The sequence below is a fragment of the Brachybacterium zhongshanense genome (genome assembly GCF_055385755.1).
Genome location: NZ_AP043790.1, coordinates 1965494 through 1985276, shown reverse-complemented (window position 1 = coordinate 1985276; position 19783 = coordinate 1965494). Strand labels below are relative to the sequence as shown.

General features: G+C 70.6%; 16 protein-coding genes. All 16 read left to right on the top strand.

Annotated features, from left to right (window positions below; translation table 11 throughout):
- The 16 genes from ACZ5AJ_RS08900 to dnaE all read left to right on the top strand — a co-directional run bounded on the left by ACZ5AJ_RS08900 (nt 1) and on the right by dnaE (nt 19674).
- Entirely contained in the window at nt 1-1557 is a 1557-nt protein-coding gene (locus ACZ5AJ_RS08900; RefSeq protein WP_464133011.1) for a UDP-N-acetylmuramoyl-tripeptide--D-alanyl-D-alanine ligase, read from the top strand.
- Nucleotides 1554-2654: a phospho-N-acetylmuramoyl-pentapeptide-transferase gene (mraY, locus tag ACZ5AJ_RS08895; protein WP_464133008.1), complete on the top strand. Its 1101-nt coding sequence runs from the start codon at nt 1554-1556 to the stop codon at nt 2652-2654. The genes ACZ5AJ_RS08900 and mraY overlap by 4 nt, the downstream gene beginning before the upstream one ends.
- Complete coding sequence (gene murD, locus ACZ5AJ_RS08890; protein WP_464133005.1) at nt 2651-4159, top strand: UDP-N-acetylmuramoyl-L-alanine--D-glutamate ligase; 1509 nt, start codon at nt 2651-2653, stop codon at nt 4157-4159. The genes mraY and murD overlap by 4 nt, the downstream gene beginning before the upstream one ends.
- Nucleotides 4156-5613, top strand: coding sequence for a putative lipid II flippase FtsW (ftsW, locus tag ACZ5AJ_RS08885; protein WP_464133001.1), 1458 nt, complete (start codon nt 4156-4158; stop codon nt 5611-5613). The genes murD and ftsW overlap by 4 nt, the downstream gene beginning before the upstream one ends.
- Nucleotides 5610-6692, top strand: a complete 1083-nt coding sequence (gene murG, locus ACZ5AJ_RS08880; RefSeq protein WP_464132997.1) for an undecaprenyldiphospho-muramoylpentapeptide beta-N-acetylglucosaminyltransferase — start codon at nt 5610-5612, stop codon at nt 6690-6692. Before ftsW ends, murG begins: the two co-directional genes overlap by 4 nt.
- A gap of 35 nt (nt 6693-6727) precedes the next feature.
- Nucleotides 6728-8305 (top strand): UDP-N-acetylmuramate--L-alanine ligase, encoded by a 1578-nt coding sequence (locus tag ACZ5AJ_RS08875; protein ID WP_464132995.1) that lies wholly within the window; start codon nt 6728-6730, stop codon nt 8303-8305.
- Nucleotides 8306-8685: 380 nt separating this feature from the next.
- Entirely contained in the window at nt 8686-9411 is a 726-nt protein-coding gene (locus ACZ5AJ_RS08870; protein WP_464132992.1) for a cell division protein FtsQ/DivIB, read from the top strand.
- Nucleotides 9412-9650: 239 nt separating this feature from the next.
- Nucleotides 9651-10952, top strand: a complete 1302-nt coding sequence (ftsZ, locus tag ACZ5AJ_RS08865; protein WP_464132988.1) for a cell division protein FtsZ — start codon at nt 9651-9653, stop codon at nt 10950-10952.
- On the top strand, nt 10949-11692 hold the full coding sequence (pgeF, locus tag ACZ5AJ_RS08860; RefSeq protein ID WP_464132986.1) for a peptidoglycan editing factor PgeF: 744 nt from the start codon (nt 10949-10951) through the stop codon (nt 11690-11692). Before ftsZ ends, pgeF begins: the two co-directional genes overlap by 4 nt.
- Before the next feature lie 310 nt (nt 11693-12002).
- The gene (locus ACZ5AJ_RS08855) at nt 12003-12491 is read left to right on the top strand and encodes a cell division protein SepF (protein ID WP_464132983.1); all 489 of its coding nucleotides are present in this window, start codon (nt 12003-12005) and stop codon (nt 12489-12491) included.
- Between the two features lie 8 nt (nt 12492-12499).
- Nucleotides 12500-12790: a YggT family protein gene (locus tag ACZ5AJ_RS08850; RefSeq protein ID WP_464132980.1), complete on the top strand. Its 291-nt coding sequence runs from the start codon at nt 12500-12502 to the stop codon at nt 12788-12790.
- Nucleotides 12791-12898: 108 nt separating this feature from the next.
- Nucleotides 12899-13567 (top strand): DivIVA domain-containing protein, encoded by a 669-nt coding sequence (locus ACZ5AJ_RS08845; RefSeq protein WP_464132976.1) that lies wholly within the window; start codon nt 12899-12901, stop codon nt 13565-13567.
- Complete coding sequence (gene lspA / locus ACZ5AJ_RS08840; protein ID WP_464132972.1) at nt 13564-14151, top strand: signal peptidase II; 588 nt, start codon at nt 13564-13566, stop codon at nt 14149-14151. The genes ACZ5AJ_RS08845 and lspA overlap by 4 nt, the downstream gene beginning before the upstream one ends.
- Nucleotides 14148-15074, top strand: coding sequence for an RluA family pseudouridine synthase (locus tag ACZ5AJ_RS08835; protein WP_464132967.1), 927 nt, complete (start codon nt 14148-14150; stop codon nt 15072-15074). Before lspA ends, ACZ5AJ_RS08835 begins: the two co-directional genes overlap by 4 nt.
- 55 nt (nt 15075-15129) lie before the next feature.
- Nucleotides 15130-15957, top strand: coding sequence for a hypothetical protein (locus tag ACZ5AJ_RS08830; protein WP_464132964.1), 828 nt, complete (start codon nt 15130-15132; stop codon nt 15955-15957).
- A 141-nt stretch (nt 15958-16098) separates the two neighbouring features.
- Complete coding sequence (dnaE, locus tag ACZ5AJ_RS08825; RefSeq protein WP_464132962.1) at nt 16099-19674, top strand: DNA polymerase III subunit alpha; 3576 nt, start codon at nt 16099-16101, stop codon at nt 19672-19674.
- Nucleotides 19675-19783 lie beyond the last annotated feature (109 nt).

Genomic DNA, 19783 nt, shown 5'->3' with positions numbered 1-19783 from the left:
ATGCTCGAGACCACGGCACGGGAGATCGCCGACATCACCGGCGGTCGACTGGTCGGCGGGGCCGACGGGGACGAGATCATCTCCGGCGTCGCCCGCATCGACTCCCGCAGCGTCGCCGAGGGCGACCTGTTCGCCGCGTTCGTCGGCGAGCGCACCGACGGGCACGACCACGTTCCGTCGGCCTTCGAGGCCGGGGCCTCCCTTGCTCTCGTGTCTCGTGAGACCGAGCAGCCCGCCGTGCTCGTCGAGGACGTGCGCGGAGCCCTGTCGGAGCTCGCCCGGGCACAGCTCGAGCGCGCTCGCACCGAGCACCCCGAGCTGGTGGTCGTCGCGATCACCGGCAGCGCCGGCAAGACCGGCACCAAGGACCTGATCGGCCTCGCCCTGTCCGACGTCGGCCCGACGATCGCCCCCGCGGGCAGCTTCAACAACGAGCTGGGGCTGCCTCTGACCGTCCTCTCGCTGGACTCCTCCACCCGGTTCCTGGTGCTCGAGATGGGAGCCCGCGGGATCGGGCACATCGCGCACCTGGCGTCGATCGCCCGTCCCGACGTGTCCGTCGTGCTCAATGTCGGCAGCGCCCACCTGGGGGAGTTCGGCAGCGTCGACGCGATCGCCCGCGCCAAGGGCGAGCTCGTCGAGGCGCTCCGCGCCGACGGACGCGCCGTGCTGAACGTCGAGGACCCCCTGGTCTCGGCGATGGCCGGCCGCAGTGCCGCCCCGATCACGGGCTGGGGCCTGAACTCCGGCGAGGTCCACGGCGAGAACCTGGTCCTGGACGAGGAGGCCCGCGCGAGCTTCGACCTCGTCGTGCCCGACGGGCTCGTGCGCCTGGACGGGTCCACCGTCCCGGCCGGCACCTTCCCGGTCCGTCCCGACCTGCTCGGCGAGCACCAGGCCGCCAATGCGATCGCCGCGCTCACGGCGGCTATCGTCGCCGGCGCCGATCCGGCTCGCGCCGCGGCCGCGCTCGAGGATGCGCATCTGGCCTCGACGCAGCGCATGCAGGCGCGTCGCGCCGGGGGAGTGCTCGTCATCGACGACGCCTACAACGCCAACCCCGACTCCATGCGCCAGGCGCTCAAGACGCTCGCGCACCTCGGCCGCGGTCACCGCACCATCGCCGTGCTCGGCGAGATGCTCGAGCTCGGAGAGGACTCCGTCCGGTTGCACGACCAGATCGGCCGGCTCGCCGTGAGGCTGAACATCTCGCAGCTGTACGTCGTCGGCGAGGGCGCCGCCCCGATCCACCACGGCGCGAGCCTGGAAGGCAGCTTCGGCGGCGAGTCGGAGCTCCTCCCGACGGTGTCGGAGGCGCTGGCGGTGCTGGAGCGGACGGTGGTGCCAGGTGACGTCGTGCTGCTGAAGTCCTCCCGGGATGCCGGCCTGCGTCGCATCGCGGACCCTCTGCTCGCTCGCCTCGCCGAGCGCGGGGAACAGGGCCAGCGGACGCCCGACGACCATGATGACCATGATGACCACCAGCAGGACACCACCCGTGACGGCGGGCTGGAGCAGGACGGGCGCGAGCCCGCGAAGGGGGAGGAGCGCGCATGATCGCGATCATCATCGCGGGGACGACGGCCCTCCTGCTGTCGATCCTCGGCACGCCGCTGTACATCAAGGTGCTCGTCAAGCGCGGATACGGCCAGTTCATCCGCGATGACGGTCCCACCTCCCATGCCACCAAGCGCGGTACGCCCACGATGGGCGGGGTCGCGATCATCCTGGCGACGGTCCTGGCGTACTTCCTCACCCACCTGGTGCTGCTGACGCCCCCGACAGCCACCGTGCTGCTGGTGCTGTTCCTCATGGTGGGCCTCGGGGTCGTCGGCTTCCTCGACGACTACATCAAGATCTCCCGGCAGAGGAGCCTGGGCCTGCGACCTCGGGCGAAGCTGATAGGGCAGTTCCTGGTCGCGACCGTCTTCGCCGTGCTCGCGCTCATGTTCCGCGACGAGAACGGCAACACGCCGGCGAGCATGCAGATCTCCTTCGTCCGCGACATCCCCTGGCTGGACTTCGCCTTCGCCGGCACCATCGTCGGCTTCATCCTCTTCGCGATCTGGGCGAACTTCCTGGTCGCCGCGTGGTCCAACGGCGTGAACCTGACCGATGGCCTGGACGGCCTGGCCAGCGGCGCCACCATCATCTTCACCGCCGCGTACCTGATCATCAGCTTCTGGCAGTGGCGGCAGGTGTGCAACGTCGACTTCGATGCCGGCGGGCTCGTGCACTGCTACAGCGCCCGCGACCCGCTGGACACGGCCGTGCTGTGCGCCGCGATCATCGGAGCCTGCGTCGGCTTCCTGTGGTGGAACACCTCTCCGGCCAAGATCTTCATGGGCGACACCGGCTCCCTGGCTCTGGGCGGTGCCATCGCCGGTCTGACCATCGTGACCCGCACGGAGATCCTCGGTGCCATCATCGGCGGCCTGTTCGTGATGATCGCGCTGTCGGTGATCATCCAGGTCACCAGCTTCAAGACCACCGGCAGACGCGTGTTCCGGATGGCCCCGCTGCAGCACCACTTCGAGCTCAAGGGCTGGAACGAGGTCACGATCGTGGTCCGCTTCTGGATCGTCGCAGGCATCCTCGCCGGGCTGGGCCTGGGGATCTTCTACCTCGATGCGCTGCCGAGGATCGCCTCGTGAGCCGCGGGCAGGATCTTCCCGAAGCCGAGCGGCGCCCCTGGCCGGGACTCGACGTCAGCGGACTGCGGATCCTCGTCGCCGGGTTCGGCGTCTCCGGCTACGCCGTCGCGGACCAGACCATGCAGCGGGGAGCGGAGGTCCTCGTCGTCGACGGCAAGGACACTCCCGAAGTGAGGGAGCGGGCGCGGATCCTCGAGGTCCTCGGTGTCGAGATCCGCCTCGGCCCGGCGCACACGCAGGCGATGCCCGCCGGCCGCGAGATCGATCTGATCGTCACCTCTCCGGGCTGGCGACCTGACCAGCCGCTGCTCGCGGAGGCCGCCGCCTCCGGCATCCCGGTGTGGAGCGAGGTCGAGCTCGCCCGCCGCATGCAGGCCGCCGACGGCCCCGCATGGTTGGCCGTCACCGGGACCAACGGCAAGACGACCACCGTGACGATGCTCGAGTCGATCCTCCGCGCCGCCGGACTGCGGGCGGTCGCCTGCGGCAACGTCGGACTGCCCGTCATCGAGGCGGCTCTGGATCCCGAGGGGTTCGACGTCCTCGCGATCGAGCTCTCCAGCTTCCAGCTGCACTGGACCGAGCATCTGCTGTGCGAATCGGCCGCGGTGCTCAACATCAGCGACGACCACCTCGACTGGCATGGCGGCCTCGCCCAGTACGCGGCCGCCAAGGGGAGGATCTTCGAGGGCGTCGAGCGCGCCTGCGTGTACTCCGTCGCCGACGAGGCCACGCGTCGCCTGGTCGAGCAGGCCGACGTGCGTGAGGGCGCCCGTGCCATCGGCATCACGCTCGGGGCTCCCGGACCCTCGGAGCTCGGCGTCGTCGACGGCCTCCTCGTGGACCGGGCCCTCATCGCCGAGCGTCGCACCCATGCCGCCGAGATCGCCTCCCTCGAGGACCTCGCCCACCTGGGAGCCCAGGGCGCCCCTCCGCACATCGTCGCCGACGCGCTGGCCGCCGCCGCCCTGGCCCGCGCGCACGGCGTGGAGCCCGTGGCGGTGCGGGACGGTCTGCGCGCCTACCGGCTCGGCGGGCATCGGGCCGAGCTCATCGCCCGTGTCGATGACATCGCCTATGTCGACGACACCAAGGCCACGAACCCTGCCGCCGCACGGGCCTCGCTGACGGCGGCGGAGCGGATCGTGTGGATCGCCGGCGGCGATGTCAAGGGTGCGGACGTCGACGAGCTGGTGGCGGTCACGGCCGCCCGCCTCGCGGGTGCCGTGCTCCTCGGGGAGGACGCCTCGCCCTTCCTCGAGGCCCTCGCGCGACACGCCCCGGAGGTCCCCGTCGTCCGCATCGAACCGGGCGACACTGGCGACGTCGCCGGACGCACCCGGCTCATGGAGGATGCTGTGGCACAGGCCCGGCGCCTCGCCTCCCCGGGAGACGTGGTGCTGCTGGCGCCCGCCGCGGCGTCCATCGACCAGTTCCGCGACTATGCGGAGCGGGGTGACCTGTTCGCGGCGGCCGTGTCCCGCCTGCCAGGGGAGCGCCCATGACGTCGCAGACCTCCCGCCGACGCTCCGGCGGCGGATCGTCGAGCTCCGCGGACTCCGCCGGTCGCGGGAGCCCGTCCTCCCCGGCGCGCTCGGACCAGCCGCTGGGGAACATCGGCTCGCGGGTCCGCTCCGGTGTCGGAAGCTGGCTGCGGTCCCCGGCGCTGGACTTCTACGGCCTCCTGGTCGTCGGAGCGCTGCTGATCGCCGTGGGGCTGGTGATGGTGCTGTCCTCCACCTCCGTCCTGAACATCTCGCGCGGGGAATCCGGCTTCGCCGGGCTCTTCCGCCAGGGCACCTTCGCCGTCCTGGGGCTCGTGCTGCTGGTGGTCGCCGCTCTCCTCCCCCCGGGCTTCTACCGTCGTGCGGCGTGGCCGCTGATGTTCGTCGGCCTCGCCCTGCAGTCGCTCGTGCACACGCCGCTCGGCTTCGAGACCGACGGCAATCGCAACTGGATCCTCATCGGCGGCCAGACCTTCCAGCCCTCGGAGTTCCTCAAGCTCGCGCTGGCCGTCTGGCTCGGCGCCGTGCTCGCCACCAAGCGTCCTCTGCTGCACCGGCCCTTCCACCTGATCGTCCCCGTCGTGCCCGGCGTGGTCCTCGCGCTCGGGCTGGTCGTCCTCGGCCATGATCTGGGGACCGCGCTGGTGATGTGCATGCTCGTCGCCGGCGCCCTCTGGGTGGGAGGCGTGCCGCGTCGCTGGTTCGTCGTCGCCGGGTCGCTCGGCGTCGCAGCCGTGGCCGCCATGACCGTCACCAGTGCGAATCGCATGGCCCGCATCGAGAACTGGCTGAAGGGGACCTGCGACGGGGACAGCTGCTACCAGAGCAAGCAGGGCCTGATGGGCCTCGCGGAGGGCGGCTGGTGGGGCGTGGGGCTGGGGGAGTCCCGGCAGAAGTGGGGCCGACTGCCCGCCGCGGAGGACGACTACATCTTCGCGATCATCGGCGAGGAGCTCGGGCTCATCGGCACGCTGGGGGTGCTCGCCCTGTTCGCCATCCTCGCCCTGCTCATGTTCCGCATGATCACGCGCATCGACGACAGCTTCATGCAGATCACGACCGCGGGCATCAGCTGCTGGCTGCTCGGCCAGGCTTTCATGAACATGATGGTCGTGACCGGGCTGATGCCGGTGATCGGGGTGCCCCTGCCGTTCATCTCCTCCGGGGGATCAGCGCTTCTGGCATCCATGACCGCACTCGGCGTGCTGCTCTCCTTCGCGCGCCGCGAGCCCGATGCGCCGGAGTCGATCTCCGCCGGGATCCGGTCGGTGCGCCGCTCCGTCAGCGTGCTGCCCGCGCCCCGCGAGAAGACCCCCCGCGCCGACGCGTCGCCGTCCGACTCCGGGACGGGATCGCGCACCGGCTCTCGCCGGGGCTCACGCTCCCGCAGCTCCCAGTCCTCCCGCCCTCGCTCCTCCCGCACCCGCCGCACCACCGGAAAGAAGCGTCGATGACCGCTCCACGCATCCTCCTGGCAGGAGGTGGCAGCGCGGGGCACGTCTCCCCGCTGCTCGCCACCGCAGATCGCATCTCCGCTCAGTCGCCGGACGCGGAGGTGCTCGTCCTGGGCACCGCCGACGGACTCGAGGCGGATCTCGTCCCCGCTGCCGGGTACGAGCTGGTCACGATCGACAAGGTCCCCTTCCCGCGCCGGCCGGACGGTGCGGCGCTGCGATTCCCCGGTCGCTTCGCCGGCAGCCTGCGCGAGGTCCGCAGGATCCTGCGGGATCGTCGGACGGACGTGGTCGCGGGCTTCGGGGGGTACGTCTGCCCACCTGCATATCTGATGGCCGCGCGAGAGGGTGTGCCGATGGTCGTGCACGAGGCGAATCGCCGCCCGGGCCTGGCGAACCGTCTCGGCGCCCGCCGTGCCGCCGCTGTGCTGACCGCCTTCGACGGGTCGAGCCTGCCCGGCGCCCGCCGCATCGGCATGCCCATGCGCGAGGGCATCGCGCATCTGGATCGCAGCGCCCGTCGGGACGCGGCCCGCTCCTCCCTCGGACTCGACCCCGAGCGGCCGACGCTCCTGGTCACCGGCGGTTCGCTGGGTGCTCAGCGTCTGAATGAGGCGGTCTCCGCCGCGGCTGACGAGATCATCGCCGCAGGTGCCCAGATCCTCCACGTCACCGGAAGGGGCAAGGCGGACGCGCTCGTCGACCGGCCCGGGCACCGAGTGGTCGAGTACGTGCGAGCCATGGAGGACGCCTATGCGGCCGCTGACCTCGCGGTGACCAGATCTGGAGCCGGGACGGTCTGCGAGCTGACTGCAGTCGGACTTCCCGCCGTGCTGGTTCCGCTGCCGATCGGCAACGGCGAGCAGGCGCTCAACGGCCAGGAGGTCGTCTCCGCGGGAGGGGCGCTGATGATCCCGGACGAGGAGCTCGACGCCGCACAGCTGACGGGGACAGCGCTGCCGCTGCTGCTGGACGCCGAGCGACTCGCCGAGATGTCCGAGGCCTCCACGGCCTTCGGTATCTCCGACGCCGCCGAGGTCCTCGCCGGCATCGTGATCGGTGCCGCACGCCGCGCCTGAAGGGTGCGCGGTGCGCGGACGGCTACCGTTGATCCATGAGCTCCACGGCCTCCTCGCGCCCCCGGCATCGCACGATCCTGACTCCCGGTCCCGTGGTGACCAGGGAGGGCTGGCCGACGGAGGACGAGATCCGCTCCGTGCACGTGATCTGCATCGGAGGCGCCGGCATGTCCGCGGTCGCTCGCCTCGCGCTCGAGGCGGGACTCTCTGTCAGCGGCTCCGACTCGCAGGACGGGCAGTTCATCGCCCCGCTGCGTGATGCAGGGGCGCGCATCGGCATCGGCTTCGATGCGGACCTGCTGCCCGAGGACTGCGATCTCGTCATCGTCTCCACCGCCGTGCGGGCGGACAATCCCGAGGTCGTCGCGGCTCATGAGCGCGGCATCCCGGTGATCCACCGCGCAGCGGGCCTCGCCGGGCTGCTCGGCGGACGCAGGCTCCTGGCCGTCGCGGGCACCCATGGGAAGACCTCGACCACGGGGATGGCGGTCATGGCGCTCCGGGGCGCGGGCGAGGACCCCGCCTGGGCGCTCGGTGCGGCCGTCCCCGACCTCGGCCGCAACGCCGGCTTCGCGGGTGCCGCGGGCGATGCAGACAGCGGCGACGGCGGACGTTCTGGCGACGCCGCCTCCTCCGGGGCGGGCGGCTCGGCCGCGCTCGCGGTGGTCGAGGCCGATGAGTCCGACGGCTCCTTCCTCGCCTTCCGCCCGTCCGCGCTGGTCGTGACGAACCTCGAAGCCGACCACCTCGACTTCCATGGCGATGAGGCGACCCTCGTCGCCGCCTTCGACGCGGTGGCCGCGCAGGTCGTCCCCAGCGGGGCGCTCGTCGTCTGCGCCGACGATCCCGGCGCCCGCGCGCTGGGTGAGCGCGCCGCACGCTCCGACATCGACCTGATCACCTACGGATCGGCCGACGACGCCTCCTGGCGCGTGCTCGAGGAGGTGGCCGGAGCGAGCTCGACCCAGGTGCGCATCGGCACCCCCGAAGGCGAGCTGGAGCTCACGCTCGCGGTCGCCGGGCACCACAACGTCCTCAACGCCGTCGGTGCGCTCGCCGCGGCGGCGAAGCTCGCCCCAGCGGCGGACCGAGCAGCTCTGGCCGCCGGTCTGGCGGCCTTCACCGGCGCCTCCCGCCGCTTCGACGTGGCCGGTCAGGAGCGGGGCGTGACAGTCGTCGACGACTACGCCCACCATCCGCGCGAGCTCGAGGCGACGCTCGCAGCCGCCCGCGGCATCGTCGAGGGCGAGGGGAGCGGCCGCGTGCTCGCCGTCTTCCAGCCCCATCTGTTCTCCCGCACGCGAGCATTCGCCGCCGACTTCGCGCGGGCGCTGTCCCTGGCGGACCGCGCCTGGGTGCTGCCTGTCTATGCCGCTCGCGAGGACCCGGTCCCCGGTGTCGACGCGGACACGATCGCCGACCATGGCGACCGCACCATGCTGACCGCCCTGACCGCGGAGAGCGGTGGGGCGGACGCCGTCGCCCGGATCATCGCGGCCGAAGCGTCGGAGGGGGACCTGGTTCTCATGCTGGGCGCGGGGGACATCGTCGAGATGACCCCCGCTGTGCTCGCGGCGCTCGCCGCGAGCGGGACGAGCTCCGAGGGCGCCTGATGGCGCGCCGTCCCGCCGCCCCGCGCACCACCTCCGCCCGTCGGCCCGCGTCGACCGCACGGCCGTCCGCGCCTGTACGGCCATCGCGCACTGCGGGTTCTGACGCCCGGCCCTCCGCAGCCGAGGGGATGCCGTCGTCCGCCGGGGCCGCCTCATCCGCAGCATCCCCTCTCCGGGACCGCTCATCGGGCCCTGCGGCGTCAGCCCGTTCGGCGAGTTCGGCGTCGGCCCGTTCGGCGAGTTCGGCGTCGGCCCGTTCGGCGGGCAGCCCTTCCGAGCCTCCGGCGCGCACCGCGACCGTCCGACGTGCGACGAGGCCCGCGCCCTCCGCCGCTGCGCCCGCGCCCTCTGCGGCTGGACCGACGTCGTCCGAACCGCGCATGGGCGTGATCCGGTCGATCACCTCGCGCCGACCCTGGCGCCGCCGTCGTCGTGCGATCATCGCCTCCGTGGTCGCCGTGCTCGTGCTCGCAGCGGCTGCCGCCAGCACTCTGCTGTGGCTCCCTGCGCTCACGCTCCAGCAGGTCAGCGTCTTGGGCACCGGGTATGTCGACGAGGCGGACGTGTCGGCGGCCGTCGATCCCCAGCTCGGCGAGAGCCTGGCGCTGGTGGACACCGCCGCCGTCGCCGGATCTGTCGAGGAGATCCCGGGGGTGGAGTCGGCGGAGGTCGAGAGGCGCTGGCCGGACGGCATCGCGATCACGATCACCGAGCGCGCGCCCGTCGCCCAGATCACCCGCCAGGACGGCAGCATCGCCATCCTCGACGGCACGGGGACCGAGCTGCCGGCCGCCGCGGCGGAGGGGGAGTCCCTCGTCCCTCTGACGATCGCCGCCGATTCCCAGGACCCCGACGGGGCGACGGAGTCGATGGCGGCCGTGCTCGCCGCGATGCCCGATGCGCTGCGCGGAGGGATCTCCGAGATGACGGCCTCGAGCCGGAGCGACGTCACCTTCACCCTCGAGCTCGAGGACGCCGACCCGAAGACCGTCGTCTGGGGCGACGCCGAGGACTCGGAGCTCAAGGGAGAGGTCGTCGCAGCGCTGCTGGATCAGCCCGGCACGGTCATCGACGTGTCCTCGCCCGTCGCCCCCGTCACGCGCTGAGCGAGGCCGCTCAGCGGTCGGGAAGGCGACAGCGCACGTGAGAGGTGCGATCCGGCTGTCATCCGAGCACGACACGCGGGGGAGATGTTTGCGCCCCGTACCGCGGGTCCTTAGCGTCGATGGGGAGGAGAGGCGCCCCGAAACCCGAACCTCAAGCTGAGGTTGAGGGTTTCGGAGTCCCGTCGGAGACGGCGGTCCGGCCCCTCTCGGCAGGCGAACGACAAGAGCAAGGACCTAACGTGGCCGGAACCCAGATCTCCCTCGCAGTCATCAAGGTCGTCGGTGTAGGCGGCGGCGGTGTCAACGCCGTGAACCGCATGATCGAGTCCGGCCTCAAGGGGGTCGAGTTCATCGCGGTGAACACAGACGCCCAGGCCCTGCTCATGTCCGATGCGGATGTGAAGCTCGACGTGGGCAAGGAGATCACGCGCGGCCTCGGCGCCGGCGCTGATCCCGAGGTCGGCAAGAAGGCCGCCGAGGACCACGCCGAGGAGATCGAGGAGGTCCTCCGCGGGGCCGACATGGTCTTCGTGACGGCCGGTGAAGGCGGCGGCACCGGCACCGGCGGCGCGCCCGTCGTCGCCAAGATCGCGCGCAGCCTCGGCGCCCTGACCATCGGTGTGGTGACCCGTCCGTTCACCTTCGAGGGCCGTCGGCGCTCGACCCAGGCCGAGTCCGGCATCGCGGCCCTGCAGGCCGAGGTCGACACGCTCATCGTGATCCCCAACGACCGCCTGCTCTCCATCGCCGACAAGCAGGTCTCCATGCTCGACGCCTTCAAGAGCGCCGACCAGGTCCTGCTCTCCGGCGTCCAGGGCATCACCGACCTGATCACCACGCCGGGACTGATCAACCTGGACTTCGCGGACGTCAAGTCCGTGATGCAGGGCGCCGGCAGCGCGCTGATGGGCATCGGCTCCGCGCGCGGGGACGATCGTGCGCTGCAGGCGGCGGAGCTCGCCGTCTCCAGTCCGCTGCTGGAGGCCTCCATCGACGGCGCCTACGGCGTGCTGCTCTCGATCCAGGGCGGCAGCGACCTGGGCCTGTACGAGGTCTCCGAGGCGGCTCGCCTCGTCCAGGAGGCCGCCCACCCCGATGCGAACATCATCTTCGGCTCCGTCATCGACGATGCGCTGGGTGACGAGGTCCGCGTGACCGTCATCGCCGCGGGCTTCGAGGCCGGTGGCCCGACGCCCCGTCAGGACGCCGGCCAGGCGGTGAACCGCCAGGCACCGCGGCCCGACAGGGCTCCCGCCCCCCGTCCGGCCGCCACCGAGTCGCGCCCTGCGGCGAGCCCGGCACCTGCTCAGGGAGCAGGTCCGAGCAGCGCGGCCGCTCCGGGAGCATGGGGAGCCCCGCAGCAGACCTTCGCCCCCTCGCGTCCCTCGGCAGAGCCCGAGACCGAAGCGCTGGACCCCGCCGATGCTGAGGAGGCCGTGCAGAGCACGCCCGCCCCTGCGCCCCAGCCGGTGCGCCCGCCCGTCATCGAGGAGCCCCCGGCGGACGATGACGACCTCGATCTTCCCTCCTTCCTGAAGTGACCGCCGGCCTCGTCGCCCGGGAGGCGCGTCTGCCCGGTGCGGTCGCGCTGTTCACCGGTCGAGGCAGCGGGACCGAGGGGCGGAGCGGCGAGCCCTTCGCCGAGCTGAATCTGGCTCGTCATGTGGGAGACGACGAGGCCGCCGTCGCAGCGAACCGTGATCTCCTCTCCGCGGAGCTCGGGCGCGAGCTCGTGTTCGTGGACCAGGTCCACTCGGCGGACGTGCACGTGCTGCCTCTCGAGGGGGCGATCCCTGTGGTCTCCGCCGACGCGATGGTGACCACCCGTCGCGATGTGGCGCTGGCGATCATGGTGGCTGACTGCCTGCCGGTCCTGCTGGTCGATCCTGCCGCAGCGGTGATCGGAGCCGCGCACGCCGGTCGACGGGGTCTGCTGGATGGCGTCCTCGAGGAGACCGTCGACCAGATGGTCCGACTGGGAGCGGAGCCGGGGCGGATCTCCGCCTCGGTAGGGCCGGGCATCTGCGGTGCCTGCTACGAGGTGCCGGAGGAGATGCGGGCGGCGGCTGTGCGTCGCCTGAGCGCAGTCGGGACCACCACCACCGGCGGTGCGCCCGCGATCGATCTGCGCGCGGGCGCCGTGCAGGCACTGCGCGAGGCCGGGCTGCCCGGTGCGGCGATCGACGCCGATCATCCGTGCACGCTGGAGGACGAGCGCTTCTACTCCTATCGGCGCGAGAGCAGGACCGGTCGGTTCGCCGGAGTCATCGCTCTCGTGTGATCGCGACGACCTCATCCGTGCTCGATCTGATCGGACGGCACAGGTCGTGCGGGCCGCCCAGGTGGTCCAGGCCGTCCCGGCGGACCGGACGGTCCGGGCGAGCACCCGAGCACCGGGAGGCTCGGGAGTGGCGGGGGTCACGCGCGGTGATACCCGGAGACGGCGCTCCACGTCGTGGTGACACGCCGAGCGAACTCCCGATCGCACTCGGATCGGTGCGGTACGTTCTGGGGCAGGGCCTTCGCGCACTCCCCGTGCCTTCCCCAGGGCCCTGCATCTGTGACAGAAGCGACAGACTGGGAGATCTGCGATGGGAACCTGGCGAAACGCCATGGTGGCGCTCGGCCTCGCCAATGAGGTCGACGATGAGTACTACGAGGACGATCGGGATCTCCGCGAGGAGGCTCCCGTCGCTTCTCGGCGCACCGAGCGGGCCCCTGAGCCCGCTCCTGAACGGGAGGCCCAGGTGACCCCGATCCGACAGCGATCCCAGGTCGTGTCCATGGCTCCGGCCGTGGAGGAGTCGATGCATCGCATCACCACGATCCATCCGAGGTCGTACAACGACGCCAAGGCGATCGGCGAGTCCTTCCGGGACGGCGTCCCCGTGATCGTGAACCTCTCCGACATGCAGGACGGCGACGCCAAGCGCATGGTCGACTTTTCCGCTGGCCTCGTGTTCGGGCTGCGCGGCACGATCGAGCGCGTCACCTCCAAGGTCTTCCTCCTCTCGCCGGAGTTCGTCCAGGTGGACGGCGACACCACGGCGGATGAGGGCAGCTTCTACAACCAGAGCTGAGCGGCTGCATGCAGATCGTCGCCGGAGTGCTGTACCTCGCGCTCCTGCTGTACATCATCGTGCTTCTCGCGCGCCTCGTCCTGGAGTGGATCCGCTCCTATGCCCGCGATTTCCGTCCGAGCGGGTTCGTCCTCGTCCTGTTCGAGATCGTCTACACGCTGACCGATCCTCCCGTGAGAGGGCTGCGCCGGATCATCCCCCCAGTGCGCCTCGGTGCGGTCTCTCTTGACTTGAGCCTGATGATCCTGCTGGTCATCGGCTGGATCCTGCTGGGAGTCCTGGGCAGCCTCGCGCTCTGACCGGATGACCCTGCGCGTCCGGCCGATCGGTCGTGCGACAATTCAGGTACCCTGTGCGGCAGCGCTCCGCCTGCGCTGCTCGACCCCAGACTGACGAGAAGGTGACCCATGGCTCTGATGCCCGATGATCTGCTGAACAAGCGGTTCACCCCGGTGCGGTTCTCCGAGGGCTACGACATGGACGAGGTGGACAACTACCTCGACAATGACATCCTGCCGCGCCTGCAGGAGCTCATCGACGAGAACAACCGCCTGACCGATGAGCTCGAGCGGGCTCAGAACCGCATCGCCCAGCTCGAGCGCGAGGCCTCGGAGACGACGAAGGCCGCGCCGGCCGAGGCACCAGCGGAGGAGGCTGTCGAGGAGGCTCCCGCCGCCGAGGAGCCCGCCGCCGAGGCGGCACCCGAGCCCGTCGCCGAGCCGGCCGTGGCCCCCGAGCCCGCCGCCGCTCCTGCCGACGACCAGTCCGCCGCCGGCATCATCGCCCTGGCGAACCGCCTGCATGACGAGTACGTCAAGGCTGGCGAGGACGAGCGTGATCGGCTCATCGCCGAGGCCAACGAGGAGCACCAGCGCATCGTCGGCGAGGCCGAGGAGAAGTCCCGCGCCACCCTCGAGGCCCTCGAGGAGTCGAAGGCCGGACTCGAGAAGTCGATCGACAAGCTGCGCACCTTCGAGCGCGACTACCGCAGCCGTCTGCGCAACTACCTCGAGAACCAGCTCCGCGACCTCGACACCACCGAGACGCAGGACAAGCAGGCGAACTTCGGCCTGTGAGCCGCTCCGTCTCCACGCCGGCGAGCGCCGGGCCCCAGGGGTCCGGCGCTCGCCGCCGTCTCAGCCTGCGCGCGGTCGTCGCGCTTCTCGTGGTCGGCGCCGGCCTGATCCTCATCCTCGACCAGGTCACGAAGAACTGGGCTGTGGCCCATCTCGAGGAGCTGGTCCCGCAGCCGGTCCTCGGCGACGTCCTCAGCTTCACGCTGCTGTACAACTCCGGAGCGGCCTGGGGCATGGGCGCTGGCGCCACGCCCATCGTGACTGTGCTGCAGATGGTCATCGCGATCGGTGCCGTGATCTTCACGGTGAAGGCAGTGCGCACGCCCTGGTATGCGCTGGCTCTCGCCATGATCCTCGGTGGCGCCCTCGGCAACATCCACGACCGGCTCCTGCGAGAGCCCGGGCCGTTCCACGGCGAGGTGGTCGACTTCCTGGAGCTGCCGAACTGGCCGGTGTTCAACGTCGCGGACATGGCGGTGGTGGGCGGTGCGATCCTGGTGGTGCTGCTGGGCATCCTCGGCCGCCCGTACGATCCGGCCGAGGATCCGGTCGAGGACGCGGATGCGCAGGAGCAGACATCGTGAGCAGCGTCCGCACCCTGATCGTCCCCGACGGTCTGGCAGGGGAGCGGGTGGACAGCGGGCTCTCCCGCATGCTCGGTCTCTCGCGCACGCGCGCCGCCGATCTCATCGACCGTGGGCTGGTCGAGGTGGACGGCTCCGCACCGACCCGCTCCGCACGGCTCGAGCCCGGCGCGATGCTGGTCGTCGAGCTGCCGGACGAGCGCCCTGCGGCGGAGATCCGGCCGACGATCGCCGAAGGCATGAGCCTCGTCCATCAGGACGATCACATCGTCGTGGTGGACAAGCCCGTCGGAGTGGCGGCTCATCCCAGTGCAGGCTGGTCGGGGCCGACGGTCCTGGGCCATCTGGCGGCGGCCGGCATCTCGATCCGCACGAGCGGTGACCCGGAGCGCCAGGGCATCGTGAGCCGCCTCGACGTGGGCACCTCGGGTCTGATGGTCGTCGCCCGCGACGAGCTCGCCTACACGACGCTGAAGGACGCCTTCCGGGCACGCACGGTCCACAAGGTGTACCACGCCGTCTGCCAGGGAACGCCGGATCAGCCTGCGGGGACCGTCGAGGCACCGATCGGCCGCTCTCCGAACCACGACTACAAGTTCGCGGTGCGCAGGGACGGCAAGCACTCGGTGACGCACTACGAGACCATCGAGGAGCTGCAGGGCGCGACGCTGCTGCGCGTGAAGCTCGAGACGGGGCGGACCCATCAGATCCGCGTGCACATGGCGGCGCTCCATCATCCGCTCGTGGGGGATCCGCTGTACGGCGCGGACCCGACCGTCGCCCAGCGCGTGGGTCTGGGACGGCAGTGGCTGCATGCGATGGAGCTGTCCTTCGTGCACCCGTCCACGCACGAGGAGGTCACCTTCACCTCCCGCTATCCGGAGGACCTCGCCTCGGCGCTCGAGGCGCTGCGGCGCGCATGAGCCGGACAGGAGCGGGGCGCGAGCCGTCGCCCGGTCGCGCGATAGCGTGATGACCATGAACGACGTGCACCATCCTGGCGACGGCGGAGCGGACGGCCTCGGAGCGGACGCCCTGGGGCCGAACGCCCCTGGGGCGAGAGCCCTCGGGGGAGAGCACCCCGCACCGGATCCGTCGGCCGAGCTGACCGGTCCCCGTGCTCGAGCCCTGGACCGTCCCGACTTCCCGGTGGCGAGGGTGGCGCGGCGGCTGGGGCTGGACCCGACGTCGGCACAGGAGGTCCTGGCCGACGGCGGACGGATGCGCGAGGCGATCGCTGTGCAGATCGAGGAGTTCATCGCCGCCGATGTCGACCGTCGCGCTGGTCGGACTCCATCGGGTCCGCTCGGTCTGGATCCGGACTTCCCGACCGGCGTGGGGATGGCTCTCGTGGGCGCCGCCGTGCTGTGGGAGGCACGGGATCTCGTGCCGAGGGTCGCGCTCCGAGTCGCCAAGGACTGCTACGAGGACGGCGAGGACGAGCTCGCGGCCAGCTACTGCGCCCTCGTTCAGGAGTCCGTGGACCCCGGCCAGGATGATGTCTCGGCGTGGGCGGCGCAGTCGCTGCTGGTCGCTGTCCTGCAGCGCTCCGGCGACCCCGCGAGGGCGGACGAGATCGCCCGCGACCTCGCCCGGAACGCGATCCCGATCGCCCTGTGGCAGGACGACGACCCGTCGCTCCCCGACGACTCGATGGCCTGGCATGGTGGAGCGTTCGTCGGCGGCATCCCGCCGCGCCGGGACGAGCGACATCTCAGCTACGAGGACGTCCACGACTATCTCGACGATCTCCTCGCGCAGACCCGTCGGGAGCATGCCGCGGAGGACGACGAGCAGCACGGCTGAAGCCCTGTCGGCGCGGCGGGCAGCCTCTTCCGACCCGACGGAGAGCGGCTCGGGACCCACCCCGGCGGGACGCGCCGGGGTGACCTCCCCGACCCCCGACCCGCGGCGCGTCGGTCCGCGAGGATGACTACGCTGGAGCGCATGGCTTCCGCGGGCACCGATGACTTCGTCCACCTCCACGTCCACACCGACTACTCCCTCCTGGACGGCGCTGCGAAGATCGACAAGCTGGTCGCGGAGACGGCGGCCCAGGGCCAGTCGGCCGTCGCGATCACCGACCACGGCTATCTCTTCGGCGCGTACGAGTTCTATGCGGCCGCCAAGAAGGCGGGCGTCAAGCCGATCATCGGCGTCGAGGCCTATGTGACCCCGGGTACCAGCCGCCACGAGCGCTCGCGCACCCAGTGGGGCACCCGGGAGCAGCAGCTGGCAGGCGATGACGTCTCGGCGCGCGGGGCGTACACGCATCTGACCCTGCTGTCCCGGACGACACCGGGCATGCACAACCTGTTCCGGCTCGCCTCGGCCGCGTCGCTCGACGGGCAGATGGGCAAGTGGCCCCGGATGGACCGCGAGATCCTCTCGCAGTACTCGGACGGACTGATCGCCACCTCCGGCTGCCCGTCGGGCGAGGTGCAGACGCGGTTGCGCCTGGGGCAGTGGGACGAGGCGGTGAAGGCCGCCGGCGAGTACCAGGACATGTTCGGCAAGGAGAACTACTTCATCGAGCTGATGGATCACGGGCTCTCGATCGAGACCCGCGTGACCCAGCAGCTGATCGAGCTGTCCCGCACCATCGGTGCGCCGCTGGTGGCCACCAACGACCTGCACTACGTCACCGAGGCCGACGCCCAGATCCAGGATGTGCTGCTGTGCATCAACTCCGGGTCGAAGCTCACCGACCCGGATCGCTTCAAGTTCGACGGCTCGGGCTACTTCCTGAAGTCGGCCGCGCAGATGCGCGAGCTGTTCCGGGAGCTGCCCGAGGCATGCGACAACACCCTGCGCATCGCCGAGATGTGCGAGGTCGAGTTCCGCACGACCGCCGAGGGCGCCAACTACATGCCGCGCTTCCCCGTCCCCGCGGGGGAGGATGAGAACTCCTGGTTCATCAAGGAGGTCGAGCGAGGTCTGGAGTACCGCTATCCGTCGGGCATCCCCGACCATGTGCGCAAGCGTGCGGACTACGAGGTCGGCATCATCCTGCAGATGGGATTCCCGGGCTACTTCCTCGTCGTCTCCGACTACATCAAGTGGGCCAAGGAGCAGGGCATCCGTGTCGGACCGGGCCGAGGCTCGGGAGCAGGCTCGATGGTCGCGTACGCGATGCGGATCACCGATCTGGATCCGATCGAGCACGGCCTGCTGTTCGAGCGGTTCCTGAACCCCGACCGCGTCTCCATGCCCGACTTCGACGTCGACTTCGATGATCGTCGTCGCGGTGAGGTCATCGACTATGTCGAGCGCAAGTACGGCGACGACCGCGTCGCGCAGGTCGTCACCTACGGCGTCATGAAGACGAAGAACTCCATCAAGGACGCCGCCCGTGTCCTCGACTATCCCTTCGCCGTGGGCGACCGCATCACCAAGGCGCTGCCGCCGGCGGTGATGGGCAAGGACATCCCGCTCAAGGGGATCTTCGACCCCGAGCACAAGCGCTACGCGGAGGCCACCGAGTTCCGTCGTCTCCACGAGGAGGACCCCGACGTCCAGAAGGTCGTCGAGATCGCCACCGGCGTGGAGGGGCTGACCCGCGGCTGGGGCGTGCACGCCTGCGCGGTCATCATGTCCAGCGACCCGCTGACCGACATCATCCCGATGATGCGCCGTCCGTCCGACGGCCAGATCATCACCCAGTTCGAGTACCCGACCTGCGAGACCCTCGGGCTGCTCAAGATGGACTTCCTGGGTCTGCGCAACCTGACGGTGCTCTCCGACGCGGTGGCGAACATCGAGTCCAACGGCAAGGAGCCTGTGGATCTCGAGTCCCTGCCCTTCGACGACGAGAAGACCTACGAGCTGCTGCAGCGCGGCGACACCCTCGGCGTGTTCCAGCTGGACGGTTCGGGCATGCGCACCCTCCTGCGGCAGATGAAGCCCGACAAGTTCGGCGACATCACCGCTGTCTCGGCGCTCTACCGCCCGGGCCCCATGGGTATGGGCTCCCACACCAACTATGCGCTGCGCAAGAACGGGCTGCAGCCGATCACGCCGATCCATCCCGAGCTCGAGGAGCCGCTCGCGGAGATCCTCGGCGAGACGTACGGCGTGCTCGTCTACCAGGAGCAGGTCATGCAGACCGCGCAGAAGGTCGCGGGATACAGCCTCGGCGAGGCCGACATCCTCCGGCGCGCCATGGGAAAGAAGAAGAAGGCGGAGCTGGACAAGCAGTACGTGTCCTTCGAGGCCGGCATGAAGGAGCGCGGCTACTCCGACGCCGCGGTCGCGGCCCTGTGGGAGACCCTGCTCCCGTTCGCCGACTACGCCTTCAACAAGTCCCACTCGGCCGCCTACGGCGTGGTCTCCTACTGGACCGGCTATCTCAAGGCGAACTATCCGACGGAGTACATGGCGGCGCTGCTGACCTCCACCCAGGAGAACCGCGATCGTCTCGGCCTGTACCTCGGTGACTGCCGCCACCGCGGCATCACGGTGCTGCCCCCCGACGTCAACGAATCCGGCATGTACTTCTCCGCCGTCGGCGACGACATCCGCTTCGGGCTCTCGGCGATCCGCAATGTCGGCGCGAACGTCGTCGAGGAGATCCTGAGGGCGCGGGAGGAGAAGGGCGCCTTCACCTCCTTCACGGACTTCCTGGACAAGGTCCCGCTGACGGTGTGCAACAAGCGCACCATCGAATCGCTCATCAAGGGCGGTGCCTTCGACTCCCTCGGCCACAATCGCCGCTCCCTCGTGCTGATCCACGAGGACGCCGTCGACTCCGTCGTCGACGTCAAGCGCAAGGAAGCCCAGGGCCAGTACGACCTGTTCGCTGACATGCTCGCCGGCGCTCCGGCCGACGACGGGGAGACGATGGCGACGGGATCCGCGGCCACCATCACCATCCCGGACCTGCCCGAATGGGATCGCAAGGAGAAGCTCGCCTTCGAGCGCAACATGCTGGGGCTGTACGTCTCCGACCATCCGCTCTACGGGCTCGAGCACGTCATCGCCCAGAACTCCTCGACGACGATCAGCGCGCTCGCCGACGAGGGGGCCGTCGAGGACGGCCAGATGATCACCATCGCCGGTCTCATCACCAGCCTGCAGCGCAAGACCACCAAGAAGGGCGACATGTGGGCGATCGCCACCGTCGAGGACCTCGAGGGATCGATCGACTGCCTTCTGTTCCCCTCGACCTACCAGACAGTCTCCAGCGAGCTCGCCGAGGACCTCGTGGTCTCCATGAAGGGACGCATCGACGTCTCCAAGGGGATGCCCGAGCTGCGCGTGATGGAGATGTCGATCCCCGAGACCGGCGGCGGTCCCGACGGTCCCGTGGTCATCGCGCTCCCGGCCATGCGGGCGACCACCCGGGTCGCCGAGCAGCTCCGCGGGGTCCTCGAGGACAACCCCGGATCCAGCGAGGTGCGTCTGCGCCTGCAGGAGCCCGGCCGGACCACTCTCATGCAGTTGGACAAGCGGCTCTCGGTGACCCCGTCCGCGGCGCTCTACGCCTCCCTCAAGGCACTGCTGGGGCCCAGCTGCCTGCAATGACTCCGGGGCGCGGGCGAGTCTGCGGATCGAGGCCTGGAGCGTCCACCTCGGTGACACGGTCGGTATGGAGTCGCCGGTGCTCGTCGGTGAGCTGAACGCAGCGGCGTCG

What these genes read in the sequence shown, in the direction of transcription:
- ACZ5AJ_RS08900 (WP_464133011.1), top strand. Translation starts at nt 1, where the DNA reads ATGCTCGAGACCACGGCACGGGAGATCGCCGACATCACCGGCGGTCGA.
- mraY (WP_464133008.1), top strand. Translation starts at nt 1,554, where the DNA reads ATGATCGCGATCATCATCGCGGGGACGACGGCCCTCCTGCTGTCGATC.
- ftsW (WP_464133001.1), top strand. Translation starts at nt 4,156, where the DNA reads ATGACGTCGCAGACCTCCCGCCGACGCTCCGGCGGCGGATCGTCGAGC.
- murG (WP_464132997.1), top strand. Translation starts at nt 5,610, where the DNA reads ATGACCGCTCCACGCATCCTCCTGGCAGGAGGTGGCAGCGCGGGGCAC.
- ACZ5AJ_RS08875 (WP_464132995.1), top strand. Translation starts at nt 6,728, where the DNA reads ATGAGCTCCACGGCCTCCTCGCGCCCCCGGCATCGCACGATCCTGACT.
- ACZ5AJ_RS08870 (WP_464132992.1), top strand. Translation starts at nt 8,686, where the DNA reads ATGGGCGTGATCCGGTCGATCACCTCGCGCCGACCCTGGCGCCGCCGT.
- ACZ5AJ_RS08855 (WP_464132983.1), top strand. Translation starts at nt 12,003, where the DNA reads ATGGGAACCTGGCGAAACGCCATGGTGGCGCTCGGCCTCGCCAATGAG.
- ACZ5AJ_RS08850 (WP_464132980.1), top strand. Translation starts at nt 12,500, where the DNA reads ATGCAGATCGTCGCCGGAGTGCTGTACCTCGCGCTCCTGCTGTACATC.
- ACZ5AJ_RS08845 (WP_464132976.1), top strand. Translation starts at nt 12,899, where the DNA reads ATGGCTCTGATGCCCGATGATCTGCTGAACAAGCGGTTCACCCCGGTG.
- ACZ5AJ_RS08830 (WP_464132964.1), top strand. Translation starts at nt 15,130, where the DNA reads ATGAACGACGTGCACCATCCTGGCGACGGCGGAGCGGACGGCCTCGGA.
- dnaE (WP_464132962.1), top strand. Translation starts at nt 16,099, where the DNA reads ATGGCTTCCGCGGGCACCGATGACTTCGTCCACCTCCACGTCCACACC.